General features: G+C 73.2%; 21 protein-coding genes. 9 read left to right on the top strand and 12 right to left on the bottom strand.

Annotated features, from left to right (window positions below; genetic code table 11):
• Window positions 1-6: 6 nt before the first annotated feature.
• From ABD811_RS41230 to ABD811_RS41210, 5 genes are all read right to left on the bottom strand, one after another.
• Window positions 7-1,407, bottom strand: a complete 1,401-nt coding sequence (locus ABD811_RS41230; RefSeq protein ID WP_344958755.1) for a hypothetical protein — start codon at window positions 1,405-1,407, stop codon at window positions 7-9.
• A gap of 182 nt (window positions 1,408-1,589) precedes the next feature.
• Window positions 1,590-2,972: a vWA domain-containing protein gene (locus ABD811_RS41225; protein ID WP_344958753.1), complete on the bottom strand. Its 1,383-nt coding sequence runs from the start codon at window positions 2,970-2,972 to the stop codon at window positions 1,590-1,592.
• A complete protein-coding gene (locus ABD811_RS41220) occupies window positions 2,969-4,168 on the bottom strand; it encodes a PP2C family protein-serine/threonine phosphatase (RefSeq protein ID WP_344958751.1) in 1,200 nt (399 codons plus the stop codon). The genes ABD811_RS41225 and ABD811_RS41220 overlap by 4 nt, the downstream gene beginning before the upstream one ends.
• Window positions 4,169-4,175: 7 nt before the next feature.
• Window positions 4,176-6,731, bottom strand: coding sequence for a serine/threonine-protein kinase (locus ABD811_RS41215; protein WP_344958749.1), 2,556 nt, complete (start codon window positions 6,729-6,731; stop codon window positions 4,176-4,178).
• Window positions 6,728-7,975 (bottom strand): hypothetical protein, encoded by a 1,248-nt coding sequence (locus tag ABD811_RS41210; RefSeq protein WP_344958747.1) that lies wholly within the window; start codon window positions 7,973-7,975, stop codon window positions 6,728-6,730. Before ABD811_RS41210 ends, ABD811_RS41215 begins: the two co-directional genes overlap by 4 nt.
• Window positions 7,976-8,268: 293 nt before the next feature.
• Here ABD811_RS41210 and ABD811_RS41205 point away from each other — a divergent pair, with 293 nt between their 5' ends.
• From ABD811_RS41205 to ABD811_RS41190, 4 genes are all read left to right on the top strand, one after another.
• Complete coding sequence (locus ABD811_RS41205) at window positions 8,269-9,597, top strand: hemolysin family protein (protein ID WP_344958745.1); 1,329 nt, start codon at window positions 8,269-8,271, stop codon at window positions 9,595-9,597.
• Window positions 9,597-10,613 (top strand): hemolysin family protein, encoded by a 1,017-nt coding sequence (locus ABD811_RS41200; RefSeq protein WP_344958743.1) that lies wholly within the window; start codon window positions 9,597-9,599, stop codon window positions 10,611-10,613. The genes ABD811_RS41205 and ABD811_RS41200 overlap by 1 nt, the downstream gene beginning before the upstream one ends.
• 366 nt (window positions 10,614-10,979) lie before the next feature.
• Window positions 10,980-13,103: a transglycosylase domain-containing protein gene (locus ABD811_RS41195; protein ID WP_344958741.1), complete on the top strand. Its 2,124-nt coding sequence runs from the start codon at window positions 10,980-10,982 to the stop codon at window positions 13,101-13,103.
• Window positions 13,104-13,237: 134 nt separating this feature from the next.
• Window positions 13,238-14,167, top strand: a complete 930-nt coding sequence (locus ABD811_RS41190) for an aminoglycoside phosphotransferase family protein (RefSeq protein ID WP_344958739.1) — start codon at window positions 13,238-13,240, stop codon at window positions 14,165-14,167.
• Between the two features lie 10 nt (window positions 14,168-14,177).
• Here ABD811_RS41190 and ABD811_RS41185 read toward each other — a convergent pair whose 3' ends face one another.
• Both ABD811_RS41185 and ABD811_RS41180 read right to left on the bottom strand, forming a co-directional pair.
• Entirely contained in the window at window positions 14,178-14,567 is a 390-nt protein-coding gene (locus ABD811_RS41185; protein WP_344958737.1) for a cupin, read from the bottom strand.
• 73 nt (window positions 14,568-14,640) lie between these two features.
• Window positions 14,641-15,537 (bottom strand): alpha/beta hydrolase, encoded by an 897-nt coding sequence (locus tag ABD811_RS41180; protein WP_344958735.1) that lies wholly within the window; start codon window positions 15,535-15,537, stop codon window positions 14,641-14,643.
• A gap of 112 nt (window positions 15,538-15,649) precedes the next feature.
• On the opposite strand from ABD811_RS41180, the gene ABD811_RS41175 reads away from it, so the two are divergent.
• Window positions 15,650-16,684 carry a PucR family transcriptional regulator gene (locus ABD811_RS41175; protein ID WP_344958733.1) on the top strand — a complete coding sequence of 345 codons (1,035 nt, stop codon included), beginning with the start codon at window positions 15,650-15,652 and terminating at the stop codon, window positions 16,682-16,684.
• Window positions 16,685-16,728: 44 nt separating this feature from the next.
• Here the strand turns inward: ABD811_RS41175 and ABD811_RS41170 are convergent, their stop codons facing one another.
• A complete protein-coding gene (locus ABD811_RS41170) occupies window positions 16,729-17,007 on the bottom strand; it encodes a hypothetical protein (RefSeq protein WP_344958731.1) in 279 nt (92 codons plus the stop codon).
• Complete coding sequence (locus tag ABD811_RS41165; protein WP_344958729.1) at window positions 17,004-17,294, bottom strand: hypothetical protein; 291 nt, start codon at window positions 17,292-17,294, stop codon at window positions 17,004-17,006. The genes ABD811_RS41170 and ABD811_RS41165 overlap by 4 nt, the downstream gene beginning before the upstream one ends.
• Window positions 17,295-17,425: 131 nt before the next feature.
• Here ABD811_RS41165 and ABD811_RS41160 point away from each other — a divergent pair, with 131 nt between their 5' ends.
• The gene (locus ABD811_RS41160; RefSeq protein ID WP_344958727.1) at window positions 17,426-18,616 is read left to right on the top strand and encodes a helix-turn-helix domain-containing protein; all 1,191 of its coding nucleotides are present in this window, start codon (window positions 17,426-17,428) and stop codon (window positions 18,614-18,616) included.
• Between the two features lie 170 nt (window positions 18,617-18,786).
• Here the strand turns inward: ABD811_RS41160 and ABD811_RS41155 are convergent, their stop codons facing one another.
• The gene (locus ABD811_RS41155; protein WP_344958725.1) at window positions 18,787-19,191 is read right to left on the bottom strand and encodes a nuclear transport factor 2 family protein; all 405 of its coding nucleotides are present in this window, start codon (window positions 19,189-19,191) and stop codon (window positions 18,787-18,789) included.
• 85 nt (window positions 19,192-19,276) lie between these two features.
• On the opposite strand from ABD811_RS41155, the gene ABD811_RS41150 reads away from it, so the two are divergent.
• Entirely contained in the window at window positions 19,277-19,837 is a 561-nt protein-coding gene (locus ABD811_RS41150; RefSeq protein ID WP_344958723.1) for a TetR/AcrR family transcriptional regulator, read from the top strand.
• A gap of 67 nt (window positions 19,838-19,904) precedes the next feature.
• Here the strand turns inward: ABD811_RS41150 and ABD811_RS41145 are convergent, their stop codons facing one another.
• A complete protein-coding gene (locus ABD811_RS41145) occupies window positions 19,905-20,789 on the bottom strand; it encodes a hypothetical protein (RefSeq protein WP_344958722.1) in 885 nt (294 codons plus the stop codon).
• Window position 20,790: 1 nt separating this feature from the next.
• Window positions 20,791-21,297 (bottom strand): SigE family RNA polymerase sigma factor, encoded by a 507-nt coding sequence (locus tag ABD811_RS41140; protein WP_344958720.1) that lies wholly within the window; start codon window positions 21,295-21,297, stop codon window positions 20,791-20,793.
• A 246-nt stretch (window positions 21,298-21,543) separates the two neighbouring features.
• Between ABD811_RS41140 and ABD811_RS41135 the strand changes: the two genes are divergently transcribed.
• Both ABD811_RS41135 and ABD811_RS41130 read left to right on the top strand, forming a co-directional pair.
• A complete protein-coding gene (locus ABD811_RS41135; RefSeq protein ID WP_344958718.1) occupies window positions 21,544-22,050 on the top strand; it encodes a PLD nuclease N-terminal domain-containing protein in 507 nt (168 codons plus the stop codon).
• A gap of 207 nt (window positions 22,051-22,257) precedes the next feature.
• Window positions 22,258-23,055: a YhjD/YihY/BrkB family envelope integrity protein gene (locus tag ABD811_RS41130; RefSeq protein ID WP_344958716.1), complete on the top strand. Its 798-nt coding sequence runs from the start codon at window positions 22,258-22,260 to the stop codon at window positions 23,053-23,055.
• Window positions 23,056-23,058: the final 3 nt, after the last annotated feature.

Here is a 23,058-nt window from a genome sequence, read left to right as displayed (position 1 = left end):
CCGGTCTCAGCGGAACTCGGCCAGGCGGGGACGGACACCGGCCAGGATCAGCCCGGCGACGAGGAGCGCGGCCACGGGCGGCAGCACGTCCCAGCCGCCCAGCCCGTCGTCGCCCGCCCGCACGGCCCGGTCGAACTCGTCGCGGTGCGCCTGGATCAGCAGGGTGAGCTGCTGGTCGTAGGTGTCGAACGCGGTGATCGCCCCGGACTGGCGGCCCATGCGCAGCTGGATCGCGCCCCGCCGGTCCCCCGCGGCGGCCAGCTCGCGCATGCGGCGGTCGTTGTCCATGACCCGCTGGTACGCCTGGACGGTCAGCCGCAGCCGGCTCTCCTCGAACTCGGCGAGGTTCTTGCCCTTCTCCTCGCCGAACAGGCCCAGCACCTCCACGGGCGGGCCGCTGGGATCGCGTTCGTAGCTGCGGACGGCGCCGGGCAGCAGGTCGTAGTACGTCTCCAGGTTGAGCGGGCGCTCCCCGGGGTCGACGTACAGCACCGACAGGGCCTTGTCGAGGAAGGTCTGCTCGTAGGTGTCGGCGCGGCCGGGGTCGAGCAGATAGCGGCTCTCGTCGGCGAACGCGCTGTGGCTGATCGCGCGGGCGCGGTTGAGCGCGAGGATGGAGTCGAAGCCCTCCTCCTTGGCCCGTTTCAGGTGCCCGGCCTGCGCGGACAGCATGGCCATGCCCAGGGCCACCACCGCGAGCGTGAGCACGGTCGCCAGCGCCAGCGCCGGGTTGACCAGCCGCCGGAACCGGCCGGCGAGGTAGATCTGCGCGGCGATCAGCAGCGCCAGCGCGAGCGCCCCGGCCAGGCCGACCCGCACCCGTCCGTCCAGCACGGCGTCCCGGTCGGTCTCGTAGGACTGCCGGACGGTGGCGCCGCTGTCGAGCGTGAGGTTGTACGCCCGTGGCAGCAGCTCCATCTTCATCAGGTCGGTGGCGCGCCGGTAGGTGTCGACGACGTTCTGCGGCAGCTCCCCGGCCGGATGGGCGGACTGCCGGTCCAGCAGCATGGCCTCGCCGACGAGCCGTTCGTAGCGGCCGAGGCCGTCCAGGACCTCGCGGACGGTCCGGCGGCGCGCCTCGTCGCGTCCGGCGATCTGCGCGGCCTGCACGGCGGCCTGGTCGGCCTCGGCGCGGCGCTGCTCGTAGCGGCGCAGCGACTCGGCGCGGCCGATGCCGAGGTCGTGCTCGCGCCCGATCAGCAGGATGTCGGCGACCTGGGCGTCCATGTCGCTGAGCGCGAAGTACAGCGTGCCGGTCGCCATGACCTGCGGCCCGGCGTCGTGCCCGATGGTCTGCACGCCGTCGCGCGCGTTGCCGACCGCGGCCATCGTCACGGCCAGCAGCAGGACGACGGCCAGCAGCGACGCGGCCGTGTAGACGCGGATCTGACCGGGGATCGTCCGCACGCCGGCCACCCTGAACCGTCGCGGGCGCCTGGCGGCGGCCTTCGCCGGCGGGGCGGGACCGCCGCCGGCGGGGGTGGCGACGGCCGGGGGGCTGCTCGTTGGCGTCGTCATGAGGGGCCTTCCCCGTGCGGGTGCAGGGTGATGGTCGTCCACGCGCCGAGGCGGATGCGGGCGGGCATGGCTCAGCCCTGCGTCCCGTCCGGCTCGGATCTGGGGGCCGGGCCTGTCCGGACGGTGCGGACCGACCGCGTGTCCAGGGACAGCTCGTCGGCCTTGGAGACGTCCTTCTTCAGCCGGACGGTGCCGGTGGCGGGGTCGAGGACGTCCACCACCCGGTCCAGCAGCCCGGCGATCTGCTCGTTGCCGACCTTCTGGGCGAGGACGACGGCGCGGCCGAGCCGGGCCGTGGCGGTGTCCTCGTCGCCCTTGCGGCGGGCCTCCAGGCCCTCCTGGATCGCCTCGGCGAGCTCCTGCTGCCCGGTGTGGTGCGCCACCCGGGCGTTGATGCGCGTCGACTTGGCCTCGTCGTCGGTCCATTCGGCCAGGACGTTGCCCATGGCCAGCTCCTGCGCGGGCGCGTCCGGCGCGGCGCCGGGGACGACGAGCTTGACCCAGGCGGCGCGCATCTGCCGTCCGACGTCGCCGGGCGGCACCTCCACGCACAGGTGGTACTCGCGTTCCTCCCGGCCCCACGCGCCGAGCGGGTAGTCGCCGGTCTGCGTCCCGGACTCCACGCGCTTGCCGGTGAGGTCCTGCACGGTCGGCACCATCTGCTTGACGAACCGCAGCTTGGCGTGCCGCGGCGTCCACACCCGCAGCGCCACGTCGGCGACCTGCTTGCCCATGGCCGACTCGGTCATCTCGCGGAAGTGGTGCTCCAGGTCGTCGGGGTCGGGCACGTCCAGGAAGCTCCCGAGCAGCGCCGAGGTGATCTTGCGGAGCTCGGCGGGGTCCCAGTCGGTGCCGACGCCGCGCGCGTCGCACACGAACACGCCCGCGCACTGCGTCAGCGCCTCGTCGAGCTGCTCGTCGGTCTCGTGCTGGTTCTTGCCGTCGGTGAGCAGGATCGCGTGCCGGACGGCGCCGGGATGGTCGGCGAACAGCCGTCCGGCCATGGACAGCCAGGAGCCGATGGCGGTGCCCCCGGCGGCGTCCAGCCGGCCGACCGCGGCCAGCGCCCGTTCGCGCGTCACGGCCGACATGCGCACCAGCCGGTCCCCGCGCGGGAAGATCATGCGCGGCCCGTTGGCGCCCGCGATCACGGCGAAGTGCACGTCGTCGCGCATGACGTTGATGGCGGCGCGGGCGGCGCGTTTGGCGGCGGCCATCTTGCCGGAGTACGACATCGACCCCGAGGTGTCGATGATGATGATCTCCGCGGAGCCGGCCGCCGGCGCGGCGCTCCCGGCGACCGCCGCCCCGGTCGCCCCGGTGGCCCCGGTCGCCCCGGTGGCCCCGGTGGCCCCGGTCGCCCCGACGGTCACGATGGCGTGCATCTCCCGGCCGCCCGCGGGCAGGTACGGGTTCTGGTCGACTCTGATCGTGAACTCGGGAAGGTCGCTCATGACTGCTCCCTGGTCGGTGCGGTCGGGGTGGGAGGCGCGGCGGACGCGGCGGACGGGAACGGGACGACGGCCACGGTGACGTTGTCGTGGCCTCCGGCGTCCAGGGCGGCGCGCACCAGGAGCCGGGCGGCGCCGAGGGGGTCGCCGGACGCGTCGGGTCCGTCCGCCAGCGCGGCGGCGAGGTCGCCGGGCTCGGGCAGGTGGTTCCACAGGCCGTCGCTGCACAGCAGCAGCACGCCGGGACCGCCCGGCCGGAAGGCGGCGTCGTGCGGGTCGGGGGACGCGGTCGCGCCGAGCCAGCCGGTCAGCTGGTGCGCGCGGGGGTCGGCGTGGGCGGCGGCCTTGCTCATCGCGTTGCGCGACACCATGTGCGCCGCCCACGAGTCGTCCGTGGTCAAGAGCGCGGAGGGGCGCGACCCGCCGGACGGCCCGGCCAGCCAGTAGGCGCGGCTGTCGCCGACCCAGCCGACCGTGATCTCCTCGGGGGTCACGACGGCCGACACGTAGGTGCAGGCGGGCGAGTCGTCGGGCCGTCCGCCGCCCGCCTCGCCGAGCCGCGCGACGGCCCTGCCCGACGCGGCGATCGCGGTCCGGGTGGCGGTGACGGGCGCGACCCCGGCCGACAGGGCGCGGGCGAGCACGGCCACGCCCGTCTCCGCGGCCAGGCGGGCGGCCTCCTCCGATCCCGGGACGGACGCGACGCCGTCGCACACCACCGCGCACACCGCCTCCGGCAGCGAGATCATCGCCAGGGCGTCCTCGTTGCGGGCGCGCCGCAGGCCCCGGTCGCTGACCCCGGCGGCCTGCGCGGGCGCCGGACGGCCTTCCGGATGGCAGGCGGCGGCCAGCTCGATCTCGACGTGCTCCCGGCCGCTGGGCTGGCGCAGCCCGCACTCCTCGCAGAAACCGTCCTCGCTGATCGCGGTCGCCCCGCAGTCCCCGCAGGACGGCCCCTCGGGGGTGCGGCGGGCCCGGCGGGCGACCGACACCGACGGCTCGTCCGGCCGCACCTGCACCGGGTAGCGCGCCTGCGGCACCGCGACCGCCGGGGCCTGGGAGGCGGCGGCGTAGGCGGGGCTCGGCGCGCCGCACGCCTCGCAGAAGCGGTCGTCCTCGGCGAGGGGCTCGCCGCACCGGGCGCAGGCCGTCACGTCGCCCGCCCCGCTGCCCGCCTGCCCGTCCGCGTACGTCGTCACAGCGGCATCACAGCAGGGTCATCGGGCGGACGGCGTTGGCCCTCCGGACCAGCGCGTGCCGGTCCTCGGCGCCGTCGGCCAGCTTGGCCAGCGTGCGGTAGGTCTCCTCCAGCCTGCGGCGCAGCCGGGACTCCACCAGCGGGGTGCCGAGCACCTCGGCGGTCGCGCCGTTCGGGGCGGAGCCGTTCTGGGCAGGGGCGGTACGGAGCCAGGTCAGCGCGGCCTCCAGCACCTCGGCGGCGAACCGGGCGTGCCGTTCGGTGTCCAGCCGCAGGGCCTGCAGGCGCCGCGCCGCCCCGGTCAGGACGTCGGCGGTCAGCTCCTCGACGCGCCGTCCCCGCACCGCGGTCGCCACGGCCGCGAGCTGCGCGGCCAGGTAGTGGCTGGACACGGGGGGCACCGAGTCCAGGACGCGTTCGGCGCCCGCCCGGTCGCCGGTGGCCAGCCGCACACGCGCCAGGCCGAACGCGGCGCTCACGTACGTCGGGTCGGTGCGCCAGACCGTCTCGTAGAAGCGGGCGGCGGGCTCCCAGCGGCCGTCGCACTCCTCGCAGAACGCCAGCGCCAGCTTGGGCGCGGTCTCGCCGGGCATCAGGTCGTACAGCTCGTCGAAGATCCGGCGGGCCTGCGCCCACTGCCCGCCCGCCAGCGCGAGCGTCCCCCGGTACCAGTCGACGCGCCAGTCGTCGGGGTGCCGGTCGGCGACGCGGCCGAGCAGGCCGGACGCGTCCGCCAGGTGGCCCCGTTCGATCCGCACCCGGGCCAGCGCCAGGTCGATCTCCAGCGAGGGCAGCGGCGAGGCGGCCAGCGCGGCGGCGAGGGAGTCCGGGTCGCGGGAGGTGAGCCCGGCCAGGAACGCCGACGCCGGATCGTTGTCGGCCACCTGCGGCACCGGCAGCGCGGCGACGGCCTCGGCGGGGTCGAGCGGGGCCAGCACGCCCGGCCCGCCCGCGATCGCCTGCACCGTGGTGCCCGCCACGCCGCCGTTGCGGACGGCCGGGCCGTTGCGGACGGCGGTGCCGATGTCGGCGATCTCCGTTCCGGCGGCGTCCCGCTCCGGCCCGAACAGCGTGGACAGGGCCGGGCGCGGCCTGCCGTCCTCGGCGGCCAGCACCTCGCGCAGCACCCCGGTGAGCTGCTCGGCCATCTCGGCGGCGCTCTGGAAGCGGGCCGCCGGGTCCGGGTGGGTGGCGCGGCGCAGCAGCCGGTAGTACGACTCCTCCCGCCGCAGCAGCGGCACCTCGTCGCGGGGCGGCAGGCTGCGCAGGTGCCGCCGGGTGTAGCCGCGGAACGGGAAGCTCAGCACCGCCAGCGCCCGGCCCACGGTGTACAGGTCGGAGGTGACCGACGGGCCCCGGTCGGAGATCTCGGGGGCCTGGTAGCCGGGCGTGCCGAAGATCGGGCTGTCGACGTCGAAGGCCCGCCGCACTCCGCCCAGGTCGATCAGCTTGAGCTGCTCCTCCGACTGGATGGCGTTGTCGGGCTTGAAGTCGCAGTACAGCAGGCCCACGCCGTGCAGGTAGCCCAGCGCGCGCAGCACCTCCAATCCGTAGGCGAGGACCTGCGGCAGCGGCAGCGCCGCCTCCTCGCCGTCCTGCGTGCGGCGCTGCAGCAGGATGTCCTTGAGGGACTGGCCGCCGACGTACTCCATGACGATGTAGCCGGAGTCCCCGTGCCGGACGAAATTGTAGATCTTGACGATGTTGGGGTGTTCCACCTCGGCCAGGAAGGCGCGTTCGGCGGCGGCCGCGGCCAGCGAGTCGGCGTCGCCGGTGTCCAGCAGGCCCTTGAGCACGACCCAGCGTCCGTTGACGTTGTGGTCGCGGGCCAGGTAGATCCAGCCGAGCCCGCCGTGCGCCAGGCAGCCGAGCACCTCGTACTGCCCGCCGACCAGGTCGCCGGGCTTGAGCTTGGGCGTGAACGAGAACGGGTGCCCGCACTTGCGGCAGAAGCCCTCGGTGCGGCCGGGACGCCCGTCGCGGCTGCGGCCGACGGGCTCGTCGCAGCGGCTGCAGAACCGGCGCTTCTCCGGCACCTCCGGCCGCTCCATGATCGCCGACGCGGGGTCGCGGTAGGGGACGGGCGGCACGTTCACCAGTCCCTCGCCCAGCGTGCCGCGCCGCGCGGAGCCGCCCGTGGCGCCGGACGACTGCGACCCCCGCCACAACGTCCGTCCCCCGCTGGACGGCCCGGACCCCTGCGAGCCCGCGCCGGACGGCTGCGTCCCGGCCTGCGGCTTGGACGGCCCCGGCGTCTGGGAGTTCGCCCGCCCCCCGGCCGTCCCACCGCTCCCGGCGCTCCCGGGCGACGGCGCGCCTCCCGCCGACCCCGCGCTCACCCCGCCCGAGCCGCTGCCGGCCGTCGGGGTCGTGACGGGCGGGCCGGAAGGCGGGGCGGCGAGCGGCCCCGAAGCCGGGGACCCGGCAGACGAGGGGACCGGCCCCGTGGTCGGCCCGGTGGCCGGTGGGACCGTGCCTCCGGCAGGCGGGGCCATGCCGCATTCGTCGCAGAAACCGTCCTCACCGACGGTGCCCGAGCAGTCGGGCTGGGTGCACCGTGTCATCGCCCCGCCCCCGCCTCGCTCTCCCACACTTTGATCGCACGCTGATAATCCGCCACCGCCACCGTCGCCCGTCGCAGGTCGCACGGGGCTGACCACAAAAGGTCACGGGCCCTTTTGTACAGGGTCGTGAGCCCGTCGTCCTCGGCCAGGCCCAGCCGCGCGGCCTTGGCCCGGTACGCCTCCAGGCGACCGCGCAGCTCGCCGCGCCGGTCCAGCAGGCCCGTGCTGAGCCGCTGCTCGTCGCGGGCCTGCTCCAGGGCCAGGCGGGCCGCCGCGTCCAGCTCGGTGACCCGGCCGACCAGCTCGGTCCAGCGGCCCGCGCGGCGCAGCCCGTCCAGCGTCGCCACCTGCTCGCGCAGCGCCGCCGCGCGCGACGGACCCGGCTCGGGCGGCACCGGAGCGGCGATCTTCTCCAGCGCCTCGTCCCTGGCCCGGGCCGCGAGCAGCTCGGCCTCCGCCACACCGTCGACGGACGCGCGCAGGTCGGAGACGCGCCGCTCGTAGTCCTCCTTGAGCCGCACAGCCTCGCCCAGCGACTCGCGCAGCGCGTCCAGCGCGGCGCGCAGCCGGTAGAGCCGGGACGTGTCGGCCCGTCCGTCCCGCACCAGCGACAGCGGGTCGGTGCGGGCGAGCTGGCCGAACGCCGTCAGCTCGCGCCCCAGCCGGTCGACCTCGGGACGCCGCGCGCCGTCCAGCGCCTGCGCCAGCCGGGCGGCCTCCCGCCAGTCGCTCTCCACCTCGTCCAGCGGGACCAGCAGCGCCGTCCACGCGGCGTCCGCCGCGACGACCACCTCGACCACCCGGTCGAACGTCTCCGACATCAGGGCGACGGCCTCGCCGAGCGTCAGCCGCCGCCGGTCCGGGCCGAGCAGGGTGCGCCGCTCCAGCGGGATCTCGCTCTCGGGCGTCTCCACCGACGGGCCCGCCAGCAGCTCGCTCAGCTCCGCCAGCGTCGCCGGGTCGGGACGGCTGCGGCGGGCCCGCAGCCGCTCGGCCGCCTCCACCACCTGCCGGCAGGCGTCGAACAGCAGCCACAGCCGTTCGATGCGGCGCTGCGCCTCGTCCCAGCGCCGCCAGGTCTCCCCCGTCAGGACGGCGCCCTTGAGCAGCCGGAACCCCTGGTGCGCCTCCACTTCCAGCAGCGAGTCGGCGATCCGCTCGTGCTCCTCGCGCAACGTCCGCAGGGCATGGTCGACGCCCTCACGGCTCATGGGCGCGGCCGCCCCAGCCCCGCTCTCGTTCACGTCCGCTCCGCGCTCGATCCGGCCCGGCCCCCGCTGGATTCGCTGCCCCGCCCCGTCCCCCCGCTGGGCGGCCCGGGAGCAAAAGACCACCCTCAGCGTCAAGAATCCGGCAGGTGCTTACCAATCAGTGTGATCGGTGACACTTTCGGGCACAAGCGGTGGTCATCACACGACCTCCCTTCTTGTTTTCGGGAACGACCTGGTGTGAGCTTGCGTTTGCGTACATGAGGCAGTCCAGAGAGGAGTTGAGCGTCCGCAGTGTCGGACCCCAGTCATAGACCCGGTGCCCCACGGTGAGCGCGGTGCTGGGTGTGCTGGCCGTGGTGCTGCTCACCGCGGCCACCGGGTATTTCGTCGCTCAGGAGTTCGCCTACGTCGCCGCCGACCGGTCGCGGCTGAGCCAGGCCGCCGAACGCGGCGACAAGGCCGCCGCGCGGGCCCTGAAGGTCCTCGGCCGCCTGTCGTTCATGCTGTCGGGCGCGCAGCTCGGCATCACCATGACCACGCTGGTGGTCGGCTTCATCGCCAAACCCGCCCTGGCCGAGCTGATCGAGCCGCTGCTTCCGCTGGTGGGCGTGCCCACCGGCGCGGCCGGCGCGATCGCCCTGGCGACCGGCTTCGTCCTGGCCACCCTCATCCAGATGCTGCTGGGTGAGCTGTTCCCCAAGAACCTCGCGCTGGCCCGCGCCGAGTCGCTGGCCCGCGCCCTGGCCTCCTCCACGCTGGTCTACCTGACGGTGTTCGGCCCGCTGATCCGGCTGTTCGACAAGTCGGCCGAACGGCTGCTGCGGGCGGTCGGCGTCGAGCCGGTGCAGGAGCTGCACGGCGGCGCCACCCTGGAGGAGCTCGGCGACATCATCGGCCGCTCGCACAGCGCCGGGCACCTGCCCGCCGACCTGTCCGGGCTGCTGGAACGCGCCGTGACGTTCGGCGAGCACACCGCCGACGAGGTGATGGTGCCGCGCACCCGCGTCCGCGCACTGTCCGGCGACGCCCCCGTCGCCGACCTGGTAGAGCTGATCCGCCGCACCGGCCACACCGCCTACCCCGTGTACGACGGGGAGGTCGACGACGTGATCGGCGTGGCGGGCGTGCGGGAGGTCGCCGACGACGGCCTCGACCCGGCCACCCCGGTCCGCGAGATCGCCCGGCCCGCCCTGCTGATCCCGGGCAGCCAGCCGCTGTACGGGGTGATCGAGCGGATGCGCGAGACCGGCGAGGAGTTCGCCTGCGTCGTCGACGAGTACGGCGGCCTGGCCGGCATCCTCACCTTCGAGGACGTGGCCGAGGAGCTGGTCGGCGAGATCACCGACGAGACCGACGTGCGCGAGAGCGCCCCCGCCGCCGCCCCCGACGGGTCGTGGCTGGTGGACGCGGCCAAGCGCATCGACGAGATCGTCCGCCTGACCGGGCTGGCGCTGCCCGAGGACGAGGTGTACGACACCCTCGGCGGGCTGGTCATGGCGCGGCTGCGCCGCCTGCCCTCGCCCGGCGACCGGGTCACCGTCGACCTCGACCCGGCCGGCCGCGTCGAGATCGAGGTGGTCACCGTGGCCCGGCGCGTGGCCCGCCACGTGCGGCTGCGCGTCCTCGCCCCCGACCTGGCGGCGGTGGAGTCCTGATGGACCCGATGACCACCCTGCTGATCACCGTTCTGCTCCTGCTCGGCAACGGCTTCTTCGTCGCCGCCGAGTTCGCGCTGGTCGCCGCCAACCGCGGCCAGCTCGAACGCGCCGCCGCGCGCGGCAGCCGCCCGGCGGCCGCCGCCGTGGCCGGGTCGCGGGAGCTGTCGCTGATGCTGGCGGGCGCCCAGTTCGGCATCACCATGTGCTCGCTGGGCCTGGCGATCGTCACCGAGCCGGCGTTCGAGCACCTGCTGGAGCCGCCGCTGCACGCGCTGGGCGTCCCCGACGCCGGTTCCAAGGCGATCGCGTTCGCCACCGCCCTGGCCGTCGTGACGTTCCTGCACATGGTCATCGGGGAGATGGCGCCCAAGTCCTGGGCGATCGCGCACCCCGAGCGCTCGGCCGTGATCCTGGCGCTGCCGTTCCGCGCGTTCGCCAAGATCTCCCGGCCGATCCTGTCGCTGCTGAACGAGACGACCAACGCGCTGCTGCGCCTGGTGCGCATCCCGCCGCGCGACGAGCTGGAGGAGCACACCGACCCGCAGTCCCTCAGCCACCTGGTCGGCGAGTCCCGCCGCCTGGGCCTGATCGGACGGCACGACCACGAGCTGCTGCGCCGGGCCATCTCGGCGCGGGAGGTCACCGTCGACCACCTGGTGGTCCCGGCCACGTCGGTCACGACGATCGCCGCGGACGCCACCGCGGCCGACGTCCGCCGCGTCGCGACCGCCAGCGGCCACAGCCGCCTGCTGGTCCGCGCCGGCGACGGCACCGTGGCCGGCATCGTCCACGTCCGCGCCGCCGTGACCAACCCCGACGGCACCCGCACCGCCGCCGACCTGGCCCACCCGGCCCCGGCGCTGGTGGCGGGCACCACCGTCCTGGACGCGGTCACCCGGATGCGCCGGGCCCGCGCCCAGCTGGCCGTGGTCAACTCCCCCGGCGGCGACTACATGGGCATCGTCACCCTGGACGACCTGCTGGCCGAACTCCTGGCCGCCAACCCGCACTGACCCGCACGAGGAGTCCCGTCCGCGCCCCGCAGCGCGGGCGGGACTCCGATCTTTGGACCCCGGATCTTCTCGATCGCTTGCGGCGGCACCGGACCGATGACTAGGTTGCGATCACGGTGACGTAACGCGCCGGCACGGGTTCGCGCTCCGCGGGCTCCGATGCCCGGTGTCCACCGGCCACGACCTGGCATGCATTCGACTGCGTTTCCTCGCAGCGTCGTCCGACTTCGCCCTGTCCGCGTTGGCGCGGGCTACCTCGGCGGTCTCTCGGCACCGGACGCGTCCCCTGGACGGTTCCGGCCCGGTCGGTGACCGCCCTGGCGCGCTCGGACGGGATTCCTCCCGCTCCGCGTCGAATGAGGTCGTATGCGTGCCGGTCGTCCCCGCCATGCCCGAACCCGTCCCAAGCGCTCCTTCCGCCTGCCCCGCTTCCTGAGAGGCGGGCGCGGGCTGCTCGCCGCCGTCCTGTCCTGCGTCCTGCCGACAGCCACGGCCATCGCCGTCCTCTACGTCCGGACGCCGCTGCCGACCGAACCGCAGGCCGGCGCGGCCGACGAAGGTTCGACCGTCTACTACGGCGACGGCCGGACCCCGATGTTCCGCCTCGGCGCCAACCGCGAGGTCGTCCGGCACCACCAGATCCCCGACCATCTGCGCTGGGCGGTGCTCGCCGCCGAGGACCACGGCTTCTACACAGGCCACGGCGTCTCCCCCAAGGGCATGCTGCGCGCCCTGATGAACAACGCCTCGGGCGGCGACATGCAGGGTGCCTCCACGATCACCCAGCAGCTCGCCCGCAACTACTACAAGGGGCTGAGCCGGGACCGCACGCTCGGACGCAAGGTCAAGGAGCTGGTCGTCGCCGTCAAGATGAACCGCGACCGTCCCAAGGACGAGATCCTCGACCTGTATCTCAACACCGTCTACTTCGGCCGCCAGACCTCCGGCGTGCAGGCCGCCGCCCGCGCGTTCTTCGACAAGGACGTCTGGCAGCTGACGGTCGCCGAGAGCGCGCTGCTGGCCGCCATGATCCAGCGGCCGGAGTACTTCCGGACGCAGGGCGACGACGCGCCCGCCCGCGCGCTGCGGGCCCGCTGGAGGTACGTGGTCGACGGCATGGTCGCGATGGGCCGCCTGGACCGCGCGGCGGCGGAGCGCCTGCGCTTCCCCCGCACCCGCCGCGAATGGCAGGGCGTCAACCTGACCGGCCAGGACCTGCTGGTCCGGCAGCGGGTGCTCGACGAACTGGAGACGCTCGGCATCCCGGCCCAGTCCGTCGTCAACGGCCGCCTGAAGATCTACACCGGCCTGGACAGGCGCTGGATGGCGTACGCCGAGCAGGCGATGCGCCGGGCACGCGAGCCGGAGTGGCCGCAGCGGGTGCGCGGCGGCCTCATCGCGGTGGACCCGGCGGACGGCACCGTGCGGGCGCTCTACGGCGGCGACCCGGAACGCACCCAGCACGACAGCCTGTTCACGCCGGTGGCGCAGGCGGCGTCGGGGTTCAAGCCGTACGTGCTGGCCGCGGCGCTGCGGCGCGGGTACAGCGTCCGCTCGGTGGTCAACGGCGACGCCCCGCGGAAGTTCGCCCCCGATGGCAGCCTCACCCCGCTGAGCGCCCCCGGCTACCTGGTGGACAACGACGAGAAGATCGGCTCCGTCGGACGTGTCGATCTGGCCACCGCCACCGCCCTGTCGGTCAACACCGGTTATGTGAAGCTGGCCTTCGAAGCAGGGCTGTCGAACGTGGCCGACACCGCTGTCGATCTCGGTGTCCCCGCCGAGGCGCTGAAACCGTTCCGCGGCCAGGCGGGCATCGCCCTGGGCATCGCGGACATCTCGGCGGCCCATCAGGCGGCCGGGTACGCGGCGTTCGCCAACGGCGGCACGCCCGTCACCCCGCACCTCATCACGAAGATCGTCGACGCGCGCGGTCGGACCGTCCCCCTGCCCTGGACCTGGCCACGCCGCCGCGTCCTCACCACCGAGCAGGCCGCGCAGGTGACGTACGCGCTGCGCAGGACGGTCACCACGGGCACCGGACGCGACGCGGCCCTGCCCGACCGGGAGGCGGCGGGCAAGACCGGTTCCACCGACCGCCACCGCGCCGCCTGGTTCGTCGGCTACGTCCCGCAGCTGTCCACCGCGGTGGTGATGGCCGACACCCAGGGCCGCACGCTCAGGAACCTGCCCGGCCACCCCGGCGAGGTGAGCGGCGAGACCGGCCCCACCCGCATCTGGCGTTCCTTCATGGAGAAGGCGACCCGCGACCTGCCCGTGGAGCCCTTCCCCACCCCGGCGTTCACCGGCGAAGCCCACAACTGGGACACCGACCCACAACACGCAACCCCACCGGCCACCAGGTCCTCCCCCAGTGCGTCATCACCGGCCGCGTCGTCACGGGCCACGAAGCCCGTCACCCCACGCCCCGAAACGACCGCACGCGGCCTGGGCAGGACGCCGCCCAAGCCCTCGGTACCGCGCAGGTGATCGCCCGGCGGCCACACTGATCATGTTCGAGTAGGGTCGGAGTATGCGTTGACCCCTGCCCGGCAGCCGGGCACCACCATCACCTCCTTCGTGTCAGCCATCGGAATCCCGAACCCACGAAGGAGAACCCGCACATGCACATCGATGTGCCAGACGCACTGGTCGCGTCCTACGCCGAGCACAGCGACGCGTCCGTACGCGCCTGGATCCCGGCGCTGCCGGGGCTGGTCACCGACTTCCTGGACCGCTGGTCGCTGCGGCCGGACGGACCTCCGGCGCACGGCATGGCGTCGCTCGTCCTGCCGGTGACCCGCGCGGACGGCGTACCGGCCGTGCTCAAGCTCCAGCCGGTCACCGAGGACAACGCCGGAGCGCCGATCGGGCTGCGCGCCTGGAACGGCGACGGCGTGGTGCTCCTGCTCGACCACGACCCGGCCACCGGCACCATGCTGCTGGAACGGCTGGACGCGACCAGGCCGCTGTCCTCGGTGGCCGGCGACGACGCCGACCAGATCCTGGCCGAGCTGCTGGCCCGCCTGGTCGCCGTGCCCGCACCGGACGGTCTGCGGCACCTGGCCGACGTCGCCGCCGCCATGCTCGACCAGGTACCGCACGCCGTGCCGGCGCTGCGCGACCCGGCAGAGCGGGAACTGGTGCGGACCTGCGCCTCGGCCGTGGCCGAGCTGATCGGCGAGCCCGGCGACCGTCTGCTGCACTGGGATCTGCACTATGACAACGTCCTGGCCGGGCAGCGCGAGCCATGGCTGGCGATCGACCCCGAACCGCTCGCCGGCGATCCCGGTTTCGACCTGCTGCCGGCCCTGGACAACCGCTGGGACGAGGTGGTCGCCTCGGGCGACGTCCCCCGCGCGGTGCTCCGCCGCTTCGACCTGCTGACCGAGGTGCTCGACCTGGACCGGCGACGCGCGACCGGCTGGACGCTCGGCCGCGTCCTGCAGAACGCGCTGTGGGACGTCGAGGACGGCAAGACCGCGCTCGACCCGGTCCAGATCGCGATAGCCACGACCCTGCTGGACCGCGACCGCCGTCGTGCTCATGGGTGAGGAGCGCCGTCTAGGTTTCGGTCCGCTCCTCCAGCCGGCTGCCGCGCGGCAGGGTGACGGCCATGATGGTGCTCGGCGTGTCCAGCTCGATCCGGTGCCATCGCCCGCGCGGGACGATGGCGGCGGTTCCGGCCGTCAGGCTGATCTCTTCCTCCTCCTGTCCCGGCCGCTCCGGACGGAGGTAGAGGCGGATCTTCCCGATGAGGCAGGACACGACCTCCTCGGCCTCGGGGTGGACCTCCCAGTGGCCGGCGTGGACGTCGGCGTCGGTCTTCGCGTGGAAGGCCCGCAGCCGCCAGCCGTCCTGGTCGACGTCGGCTGTTCTTCTGTCGGCGCGGATCCTGCCGCCTTGCTGAAGACGAATGGAGGACGCGAAGAGATCGATCGGGATGACGGCCATGCCGGGACGCCCTTCCTGCGGTGATCTTCCATCGGCTGGGGCGGGGGCGGCCGAGCCGGTCGGCCGCCCCGCCTCACCGAGCCAGGCCACGGCGCAGCGCGTCGCCGAGTGCGGCGATCTGCCGCTGCGACACCTCGGCGGACAGGATCGCCTGCGATCCGTGGAACGTGCCGGGCCACTGGTGCAGCTCGACGGACACGCCGGCCTGCAGCAGGCGCAGCGCGTAGTCGATGCCCTCGTCGCGGACGGGGTCGAACTCCGCGGTGGCGATGTAGGCCGGCGGCAGGCCGGACAGGTCGGCGGCCCGCGCCGGGGCGGCGTACGGCGTGGCGGGCGCGGACCCCAGGTAGTGCCGCCACGCCGCGGTGATCTTGTCGCGGTCATGCCAGGGCGTGTCGGTGAAGTTGCGTGCCGACCACGTCTCCTGCCGGTCGTCGAGCCCGGGCTCGTTGAGCAGCTGGAAGCGGATCGGCGGCCCCTGCTCGTCGCGGGCACGCAGCGCCACCGCCGCCGCCAGGCCCGCGCCGGCACTGTGGCCTCCGACCGCGATCCGTCCCGGGTCGACACCCAGTTCGGCCGCGTGCTCGGCCGCCCAGGTCAGCACGGCGTAGGCGTCGTCCAAGGCGGCCGGGAACCGGTTCTCGGGGGCCCGGCGGTAGTCGACCGAGATCACCACCGCGCCGGAGCCGTCGGCGAGCCGGGCGGCCCACGGATGCTCGGTGTCCAGGTCGCCGAAGATGATCCCGCCGCCGTGCAGCCAGACGACGGCGCCCTGCGCCCCATGGGGGCGGTAGATCCGCACCGCCACGTCCGGTTCGGCGGGCACCGTGCGGTCCTCGATCTCCAGGTTGGACGTGTCCGGCGCCGGCCGCGCGGCGGCGAGCTCGGTGAAGCCCTTGCGTGCGTTGACCGGGTCGGTCAGGTCGAGCTGCGGGAGAAAGGGGATGAATGCTTCGAGTTCGGGGTCCATGCCGGCCATCCTCACGGGTCGCCCCCTTCGCGAGCATCCGCCGTCCGTCGGGCATCCCGCCGAGATCACGCACCGATCGGCGCCTCCGACCGTGGCGGCCTATGCTCCTGTCATGGAGGCACTGGCCGAACGGCTGTCGCACCTGGACCCGCAGGTCGAGGGCATGATCCGCATCGTCATGTTCTACGACACGCTGATGCGCCGACGGGTGGATCTGCCGGCCCTCGCCCGTGCGTCGGCGGGTCTGGCCGAGTGCGTGGTCGGCATCCGGCTGCACGGCACGGGCCAGGTGATCCGCATGTCGCCCGACGGCAGGCGCGCGTCCGGCCCGCCATCGCCCGCGTCCAGCACGGCGCCGATCACACTCGACGAGGAGGAGATCGGCACGGCGTGGCTGGAACGCCCCGGTGTGCCGGGCTCGCTCGACGAAGGGCTGCTGGACCGGCTCGTCATCGCCGCCGCGGCGGTCGTCGAACGGTACGGCCCGGCCCGCACCACCATGGCCGACCCCGCCCTCGTCGAACTGGCGATCAGCACCGACGCCGACGAGGCCGCCCGAGCCCGAGCACTGCGCCTCTTGGGCTTCGCCGCCGACGTGCCGGTCCGCGTCGTCGCCGTACGCACGCAAACCCCGCTCGACCAGATCGGCGGCCTCATCTGCCCGTCCCGCCCGGTCAAGGCTGCCCCGCTCGCCGATGTGGGCGTCATCCTGGCCACCACCGTTGCCCCGTCCCGGATTCCCTCGGGCGTACGCGCGGGCATCGGCGCCACCGAAAGCCCCGACCGATCCTGGCAGCAAGCCCGCACCGCCCTGCGCTTCGCCACCCCGCGCCAACCGGTCGTCCACTACGACGACCTGGGCGCACTGGCGCTCCTGGCCGAGATACCTCCCGACACCGCACGAGCCAACACCGACGTCGCCGCCATCACCCGCATGGCCGACACCCCAGAAGATCTCGAAACCCTGGACGCCTACTGCGTCACCGGCTCCCTACGACAGGCCGCCGACGTCCTCCACCTGCACCACAGCAGCGTCGCCCGCCGCCTCGAGCAGATCGGCAAGACCCTGGGCATCGACCTCACCGACCCCACCGGATTGGCAAGAGCCAGACTCGCCCTAACCACATGGCGACTCCTCAACGACTGAGGAAAGCGAGTTCATACCTCACGCCGATCTCCTTCTTCCGCCTGTCAGTCATCCAGGCCGTTCTTGCTGAGCGTCGCCACGATGAGCGGACCGGCGCGGTCGAGCCACCCGCCGGGGCAGATCGGGACCGGCGGCCTGGCGTCCCACTGCCACCACACCCAGCCGTCCCGCCGCAACGGCGCCAGACGCAGCGGCGGCAGCGGCAGACGCAGGCGCTGACCGTCCGCAGGGGCGATCTCGAACGTCCCGTTACCACGGTCGTACAACCGCCACCCGCGACGCCCCAGGTAGTAGCGCAGAAGAATGACCCCCACCACCGTCATGGCCTTCCCTCCTGGGAGCGGCACACGCAGTCGTACAAGCATTGGCACCGGTGGGACGCCTCCGGCGGCCTCGGGTCGGCGCCGTGCACGTTCACACGCTGGCGGGCACGGAAGATCTGCTCACCGATGTGCGCGGGCGTCCGCCCCTCGACCAAGCGCCCCGCATACAACCCCCACCAGCACCGCGTGTAGCGGCCGAACCACACCTGCACCCCGGGAAAGTTGCGCTCCAGCACCGCGATCTCCCTCTCCCACGCGGCAGCGTCCTCGAACGGCGCGGCCCTCATGACGCACCGTCCGACGGCGCGTTCTGGTCAGCGAGCCCCTCGCCGTATCTGCATTGTCACAGCGCGTCATGGAGCCCAGCGTCATACTGAGGAAGACCGCGAACTTTCAGAAGCCTTGAAAGTGAGGGGTGATGGCGGAGACCATCGGCGCCCGGATCGCCGCATTGCGCAAGCTACGAGGCTTCAGTCAGCGCGGGCTGGCCACCCGCGCCCACGTGTCCTACAGCCTGCTGACCAAGGTCGAATCCGGGCACGCCCCGGCCACGCCCGCCTTGATCGGCGCGGTCGCGCGCGCACTCAAAGTCGACGTGCCGCGCATCACCGGCCAGCCCTACCACGAGCCGGCCAGGCAGATGCAACAGCTCCAGGCCAGCGTCGAATCGCTGCGCCGCGCGTTGCTCACCCACGACCTTCCACCCGAGGACGCGCCGCCCCGCCCCATCGAGGATCTTCGCGCCGACGTCGAGGAGACGTCACGGCTCGCCCGGCAGGCCAAGTACGTCAAGCTGGGGCGGATGCTGCCGCCGCTCCTGGAGGAGCTGTCCACAGCGCTCGCCGACAACGACCATCCCGAGCTGCATCGGTTACTCGCGGTCGCGTACGGGGGCGTGTCCGCGCTGGCTCACAAGATCGGCTATCTGGACCTGCGCAGCGCCGCGCTCGACCGCGTCGAACGAGAAAGCCATCTGAGCCGCGACCCGCTGCTGGTCGCACGGACGAAGTGGTCGCGCGGCGTGTCACTTCTCGCGGTGTCCGCCTACGGGCAGGGCCTTCGGCTCATGGACCGGACCCGCCGCGACCTCGGCGACGACCCCGGGCGCATGGAACCCGCCGCGATCTCGGTGTACGGGAGCCTGCACCTGCGGTCGTCCGTGCTGGCGGCACGGGCCGGGAACGGTGACCTGGCCGACGAGCACCTCCGGGAGGCGGCGCGGGCCGCGGAACTGCTCCCCAGCCCGGCGCCGAACCACTACGGAATGGAGTTCGGGCCGTCCAACGTCGCCCTCCACGCCGTGTCGGTGGCCGTCGAGATGGAGGACGGCCCCTTGGCGGTCGAACGAGCCCTCCCGCTGTACGAGCACTTCCCGGCCGACCTACCGCCCGAGCGAGCGGGCCACCACTGGATCGACGTCGCGCGCGCCTGGTACTACTACGGCGACCGGCGTCGTGCCTTTGAGGCGTTGCGGCGGGCTCGGCGGGTGTCGCCGCAGCAGGCGCGGATTCATCCCATGGTGCGGGACCTGGTGCAGACGATCGCGACAGCCGAGGCGCGGCCGAGCGAGGACCTACGCACCTTCGCCTCCTGGCTAGGCCTGGACTGACGACACCCCGGAGCTCCTATGCAGCCCGCCTACCTGCGAATCGCCGATGATCTGCGGGCCTACGTGATCCCCGTCGAGTGACGCGCTCACCTGCCGCGGCCGCGCGGCAACGTGCCTTGCTGCGGTAGCTCTTCTCCGCGTGCTGCGGGGCGGCGGATTTCTGGAGTGGTTCAGGCCAGGGCCTCGGCGATCGCCGTGCGGTCCTGGTACTCGCGCCAACGCACGATGCGTCCGTCCCGAGCCTGCAGGACCACCAGGAACGCGGCCTGTGCTCGTGTGCCACCGCCCGGCGTGGTGGCCACCATCTGGTATTCCGCGATGATCACCTCGGGGTCGGTGGTCTCGTGGATCACCACGTCCCGGAATTCCTCGAACACGAGGGGCAGAGCCTCGCGGCCCGCCCGGGTCATGGCCATGACCTTGTCCCGGCCCTCGATCCTGCGGTGCCCGGCGGGGGCGAACGGCTGTTCCACGACGACGTTCTCGGCCAGCATCTCCTCGTCCAAACCGGCCGCACCGGCGAGGGCGTTGTGCTGGAAGCGGGCGAACAGGTCCCGTGGGGTCGGCGTGGACATGGAGCGATCCCTTCGGAAGCACCTAACATGAGTGGCGACTCATGAAAAATATGAGTCTCTACTCACGTTGTCAACGAGTGGACGAATGACACCGAGCAAGCCCATGCGCGCCGACGCCCGACGCAACCGCGCCCGCATCCTCGCCGCCGCCGAAGAGGTGTTCGCCGAACGCGGCACCTCCGCCTCGACCGAGGAGGTCGCCGCCCGCGCCGGCGTCGCCATCGGGACCGTCTTCCGTCACTTCCCCACCAAGCGCGACCTCCTCGCCGCGATCATGAAGGAAGTGCGGGGGAGCCTCATCGACAAGGCGGAGGCCCTCATCGCCGACGGCGATCCCGGCACCGCGTTCTTCGACTACTTCGCCTTCCTCGTCGAACGCTCGACCAAGGTCGGCACCGTCGTGAGCCTCCTCGCCGAGGAGGGCACCCCCATCGAGCCGGGTGAGCAGATCAGGGCGCTCACCCACACCTTCGGCTCACTGCTGGACGCCGCCCGAGACGCCGGCACCGTCCGCCCGGAGGTCCGCCTCGATGAGGTCATGGCCCTTCTCACCGGCACCGTCCACGGCGCCCTGGCCGCCGGTTGGTCCGACGACCTCCGCCACCGGACGGTGACCCTGATCCTGGACGCGCTCCGCGCCCACTGAAGCCTCCGTCTCCGGCTCTGCGAGGTTCGTCCGGACGGGACAACTGCACCGGCTGCCTGCGGCAGCGTCAGCGTGGGACGAATCCCTGGCAGAGGAAGTTGGACGGGCCGTTCTCGCTTGGGCAGTCGCCGGGGCGGAACGCCTGGACGCCCTTGTTCGGGGCCTTGACGAGGAAGCGGCTCACGCCGTCCCTGCCGAAGCCCTCCACTGACAACACCCGTTCGTCCCTGTCCGACCACGCACCGGGGCCGGTCTTGACGATTCGGCTGTCGACGCGGGCGAGGAAGAAACCGTTCTGGATGGTCGCGTTCACCGTCCGGCCTCGGTCCCAGGTGACGACGACGCGGGCGACGTCCGGCTTGATCCGGCCGGCGACCAGGTGGTGGAGGTCCCTGCCTGTCCCGGCGGCGCTCGTAAGGCTGCTGATGACGTCGACCCGGCCCTCTCCCGCGAAGCTCCCCAGGCCCTTGCCGGTCGTGTTCGGCCACGGATGGAAGAGGGGCGGTTCGAAGTTCCGTTTCGTCTCACGTGCGCACAGCACGAACCCGCGGTCGCCGCCTACCAGGGCCACGGTCTCCCGGCCCACCTTCTGGCTCACCAGCAGCCGGTAGTCGGCGGGCCCGCCGAGCTGCGGCTCGGGCTTCTGGCTGGGGCCGATCGGCGGTCCGTTCCGCATGCAGGCCCGGACGACCTCAGCCTCCGCGGGGCTGTTCGACGGCAGGCCGGGCGCGGTGACGGCGGTCTGCGGGCGGGGGGCGGGCCCGGCGCGGCCGCCGACGTTCAGCAGCGCGATCGGGACCGCCACCGCGGCGGCCGTGCCCAGCGCCGCGCCCGACAGCATCGCGGCGCGCCGCCTCCGGGCCCGCCGCAGCGCCCGTTCCGCCAGCCCCTCCACGGGCTCGGCCCGGTCGGCGATGCGCTCGAACGCCTCCTTGAACATCTGGTCGCTCATGTCAGCCTTTCGCGGTCTGGAGATGGTCGGCGAGCTCGGGCACCAGTTCGCGCAGCCGGACGATCGCTCGGTGCGTCTGGCTGCGCACGGTGCCCACCGAGCAGCCGAGGATCTCGGCGACCTGCGCCTCGGGCAGATCCTCGAAGTACCGCAGCACCAGCACGGCCCGTTTGCGCGCGGGCAGCGCCAGCAGGGCCCGTTCCAGCGCCAGCCGCAGGTCCACCTCGTCGCTGCGGTCGGCGGCGACACGTTCCGGGGGCGCGGCCACCGCCGACTCCCGGCGGCGCCGCCGCCAGCGGTTGATCTGCTCGTGGTACATGGCGCGACGCACGTAGGCCTCGGGGTTGTCGTCGACGTGCCGCCACCGTGCCGCGGTCTTGGTCAGCACCGACTGCAGCAGATCCTCGGCGGCGTGCTGGTCGCCGGTGAGCACGTAGGCCAGGCGCATGAGGCTGCCCGACCGTGCCGCGACGAACCGGGTGAAGCTCTCCCGGGACTCTGGGTTCACCGGGCCTCCCTCCTGTCTCCCTCACAGACACAGGAGGCCCGCGCCACTATGTCACTACCGCGAAATTCGTCCCACGAGTGTCGGGGCGCCGAGGCCGCGGGGAGAGTTCCGGTGAGGTCGGCCGTGTGAGTGTCGCCGCGGCGTTCATGACGCGGCCGTGCGGCTTTGGAGGCGGTGCCGAGTATGCGCCGCGCAATGGGGAATTCAGCCATTACATGAGGTGAGGGGCAGGATTCACTCCGCGTCGTGGACGAGGGGCCGCAGGGGGACGCGGCGCCCGCAGTGATTCCTCGGGCACGCCGGAACCTGGCCCGCTGGATGTGCGGCGGCGCCGTCAGGTCGCGCGCCGGACACGACGACAGGACAACGATCATGGATTATCCGTTGCTCAACGCGTTCCTGACGATGCTGTGGCTGTTCCTGCTGGCGCTGTGGTTCCTGCTGCTGTTCCGGGTCATCACCGATGTGTTCCGCGACGACTCGCTGAACGGCTGGGCGAAGGCCGGCTGGACGATCTTCGTCATCGTCCTGCCGGTCGTCGGTGTCCTGGCGTACCTGATCGTCCGGGGCAGGGGAATGGGCGATCGCGAGATCGCTTCGATGCGTGCGCGCGAGGCCCAGTACCAGGCGGCCATGGGAGGTCGCGCCGCGAGTCAGGCGGAGGAACTCGGCCGGCTCGCCGCGCTCAAGGATCACGGCGATCTCACTGCGGAGGAGTACCAGCGCGCCAAGACCAAGGTTCTGGCCGGGTGAACCGCGCGGCCGCCGGCACTGGCGGATTCGCCCTCGGACGCCCGGTCGAGCCGCTCGACCGGGGCGGATGCCCAAGCGGCGGACGGCCTGACCGGCCGCGGTGCGCGAACCGGGGCCGGGCGACGGAGGGCGCGCGGTCGTGAAGCGACGTCCATGACGGGCCCCGGGACGCCGACCGGCCCACGCGGTGAGCGAGGACGCAGGCGCGTGGGCTGGGCGGTCTCGGCCGTGAAGGTCCGGGTGGCCGCCGAGCGGCTCAGGGCCAGCGAGGCGGGCCGGCTGTGGGGACGGCTGACGGCGGTCGACTTCTTCGCCGGCTCGTTCCAGCTGGCCGCGCTGGCGATCTTGTGCTTCTTTCCGTTCCTCATCGTCGTGACCGGCGCGGCCGGGCGTGACGTCGCGGCGGTGGTCGCCGGCTGGCTGGGGTTGGACCAGCCGGCCGCGCAGGCCGTGGCGGCCCTGTTCAGGCCAGGTCACCGGTCGGGCACCTTCACGGTGCCGAGCGCGTTCCTGCTGATCCTGGGCGCCGTGGCCGTTGCCGGGACCCTGCAGAGCTGGTACGAGAGGGTGTTCGACGTCCCGCACCAGGGGTGGCGCAGTGTCGCCGCCCAGGTGTGCTGGCTGACGGCGCTGCTCGCCTACTGTGCCGTCCAGGCGACGGCCGGCCGGATCATCGGTCCGGTCGGCGGGCCGGTGGCGCAGGCTCTGCTCGGCCTGGTGCTGGCGACGCTCTTCTGGTGGGGCAGCATGAAGGTGTTGCTCCTGGGCGCGATGCGATGGCGCGCCCTGTTCCCGTCCGCCCTGGCCACCGGGGTGTGCTGGGTGGGCCTGGGGGTGTTCTCCGCCCGTTACTTCTCTGCGCAGATCGTGGCCAACCAGCAGATCTACGGCTCTATCGGCGTCGTTATGGTCATCCTGTCCTGGCTGGTGGCGGTGGGGGTGGTCATCCACCTCGGGGCGCTCGTCGGCCGCCTCTACGCCGAGCGTCGTTCCCGGCCTTCCTGACCG

Source organism: Actinomadura miaoliensis, from assembly GCF_039536785.1.
GTDB lineage: Bacteria > Actinomycetota > Actinomycetes > Streptosporangiales > Streptosporangiaceae > Spirillospora > Spirillospora miaoliensis.
This window is presented reverse-complemented; position numbering and strand designations above follow the sequence as displayed.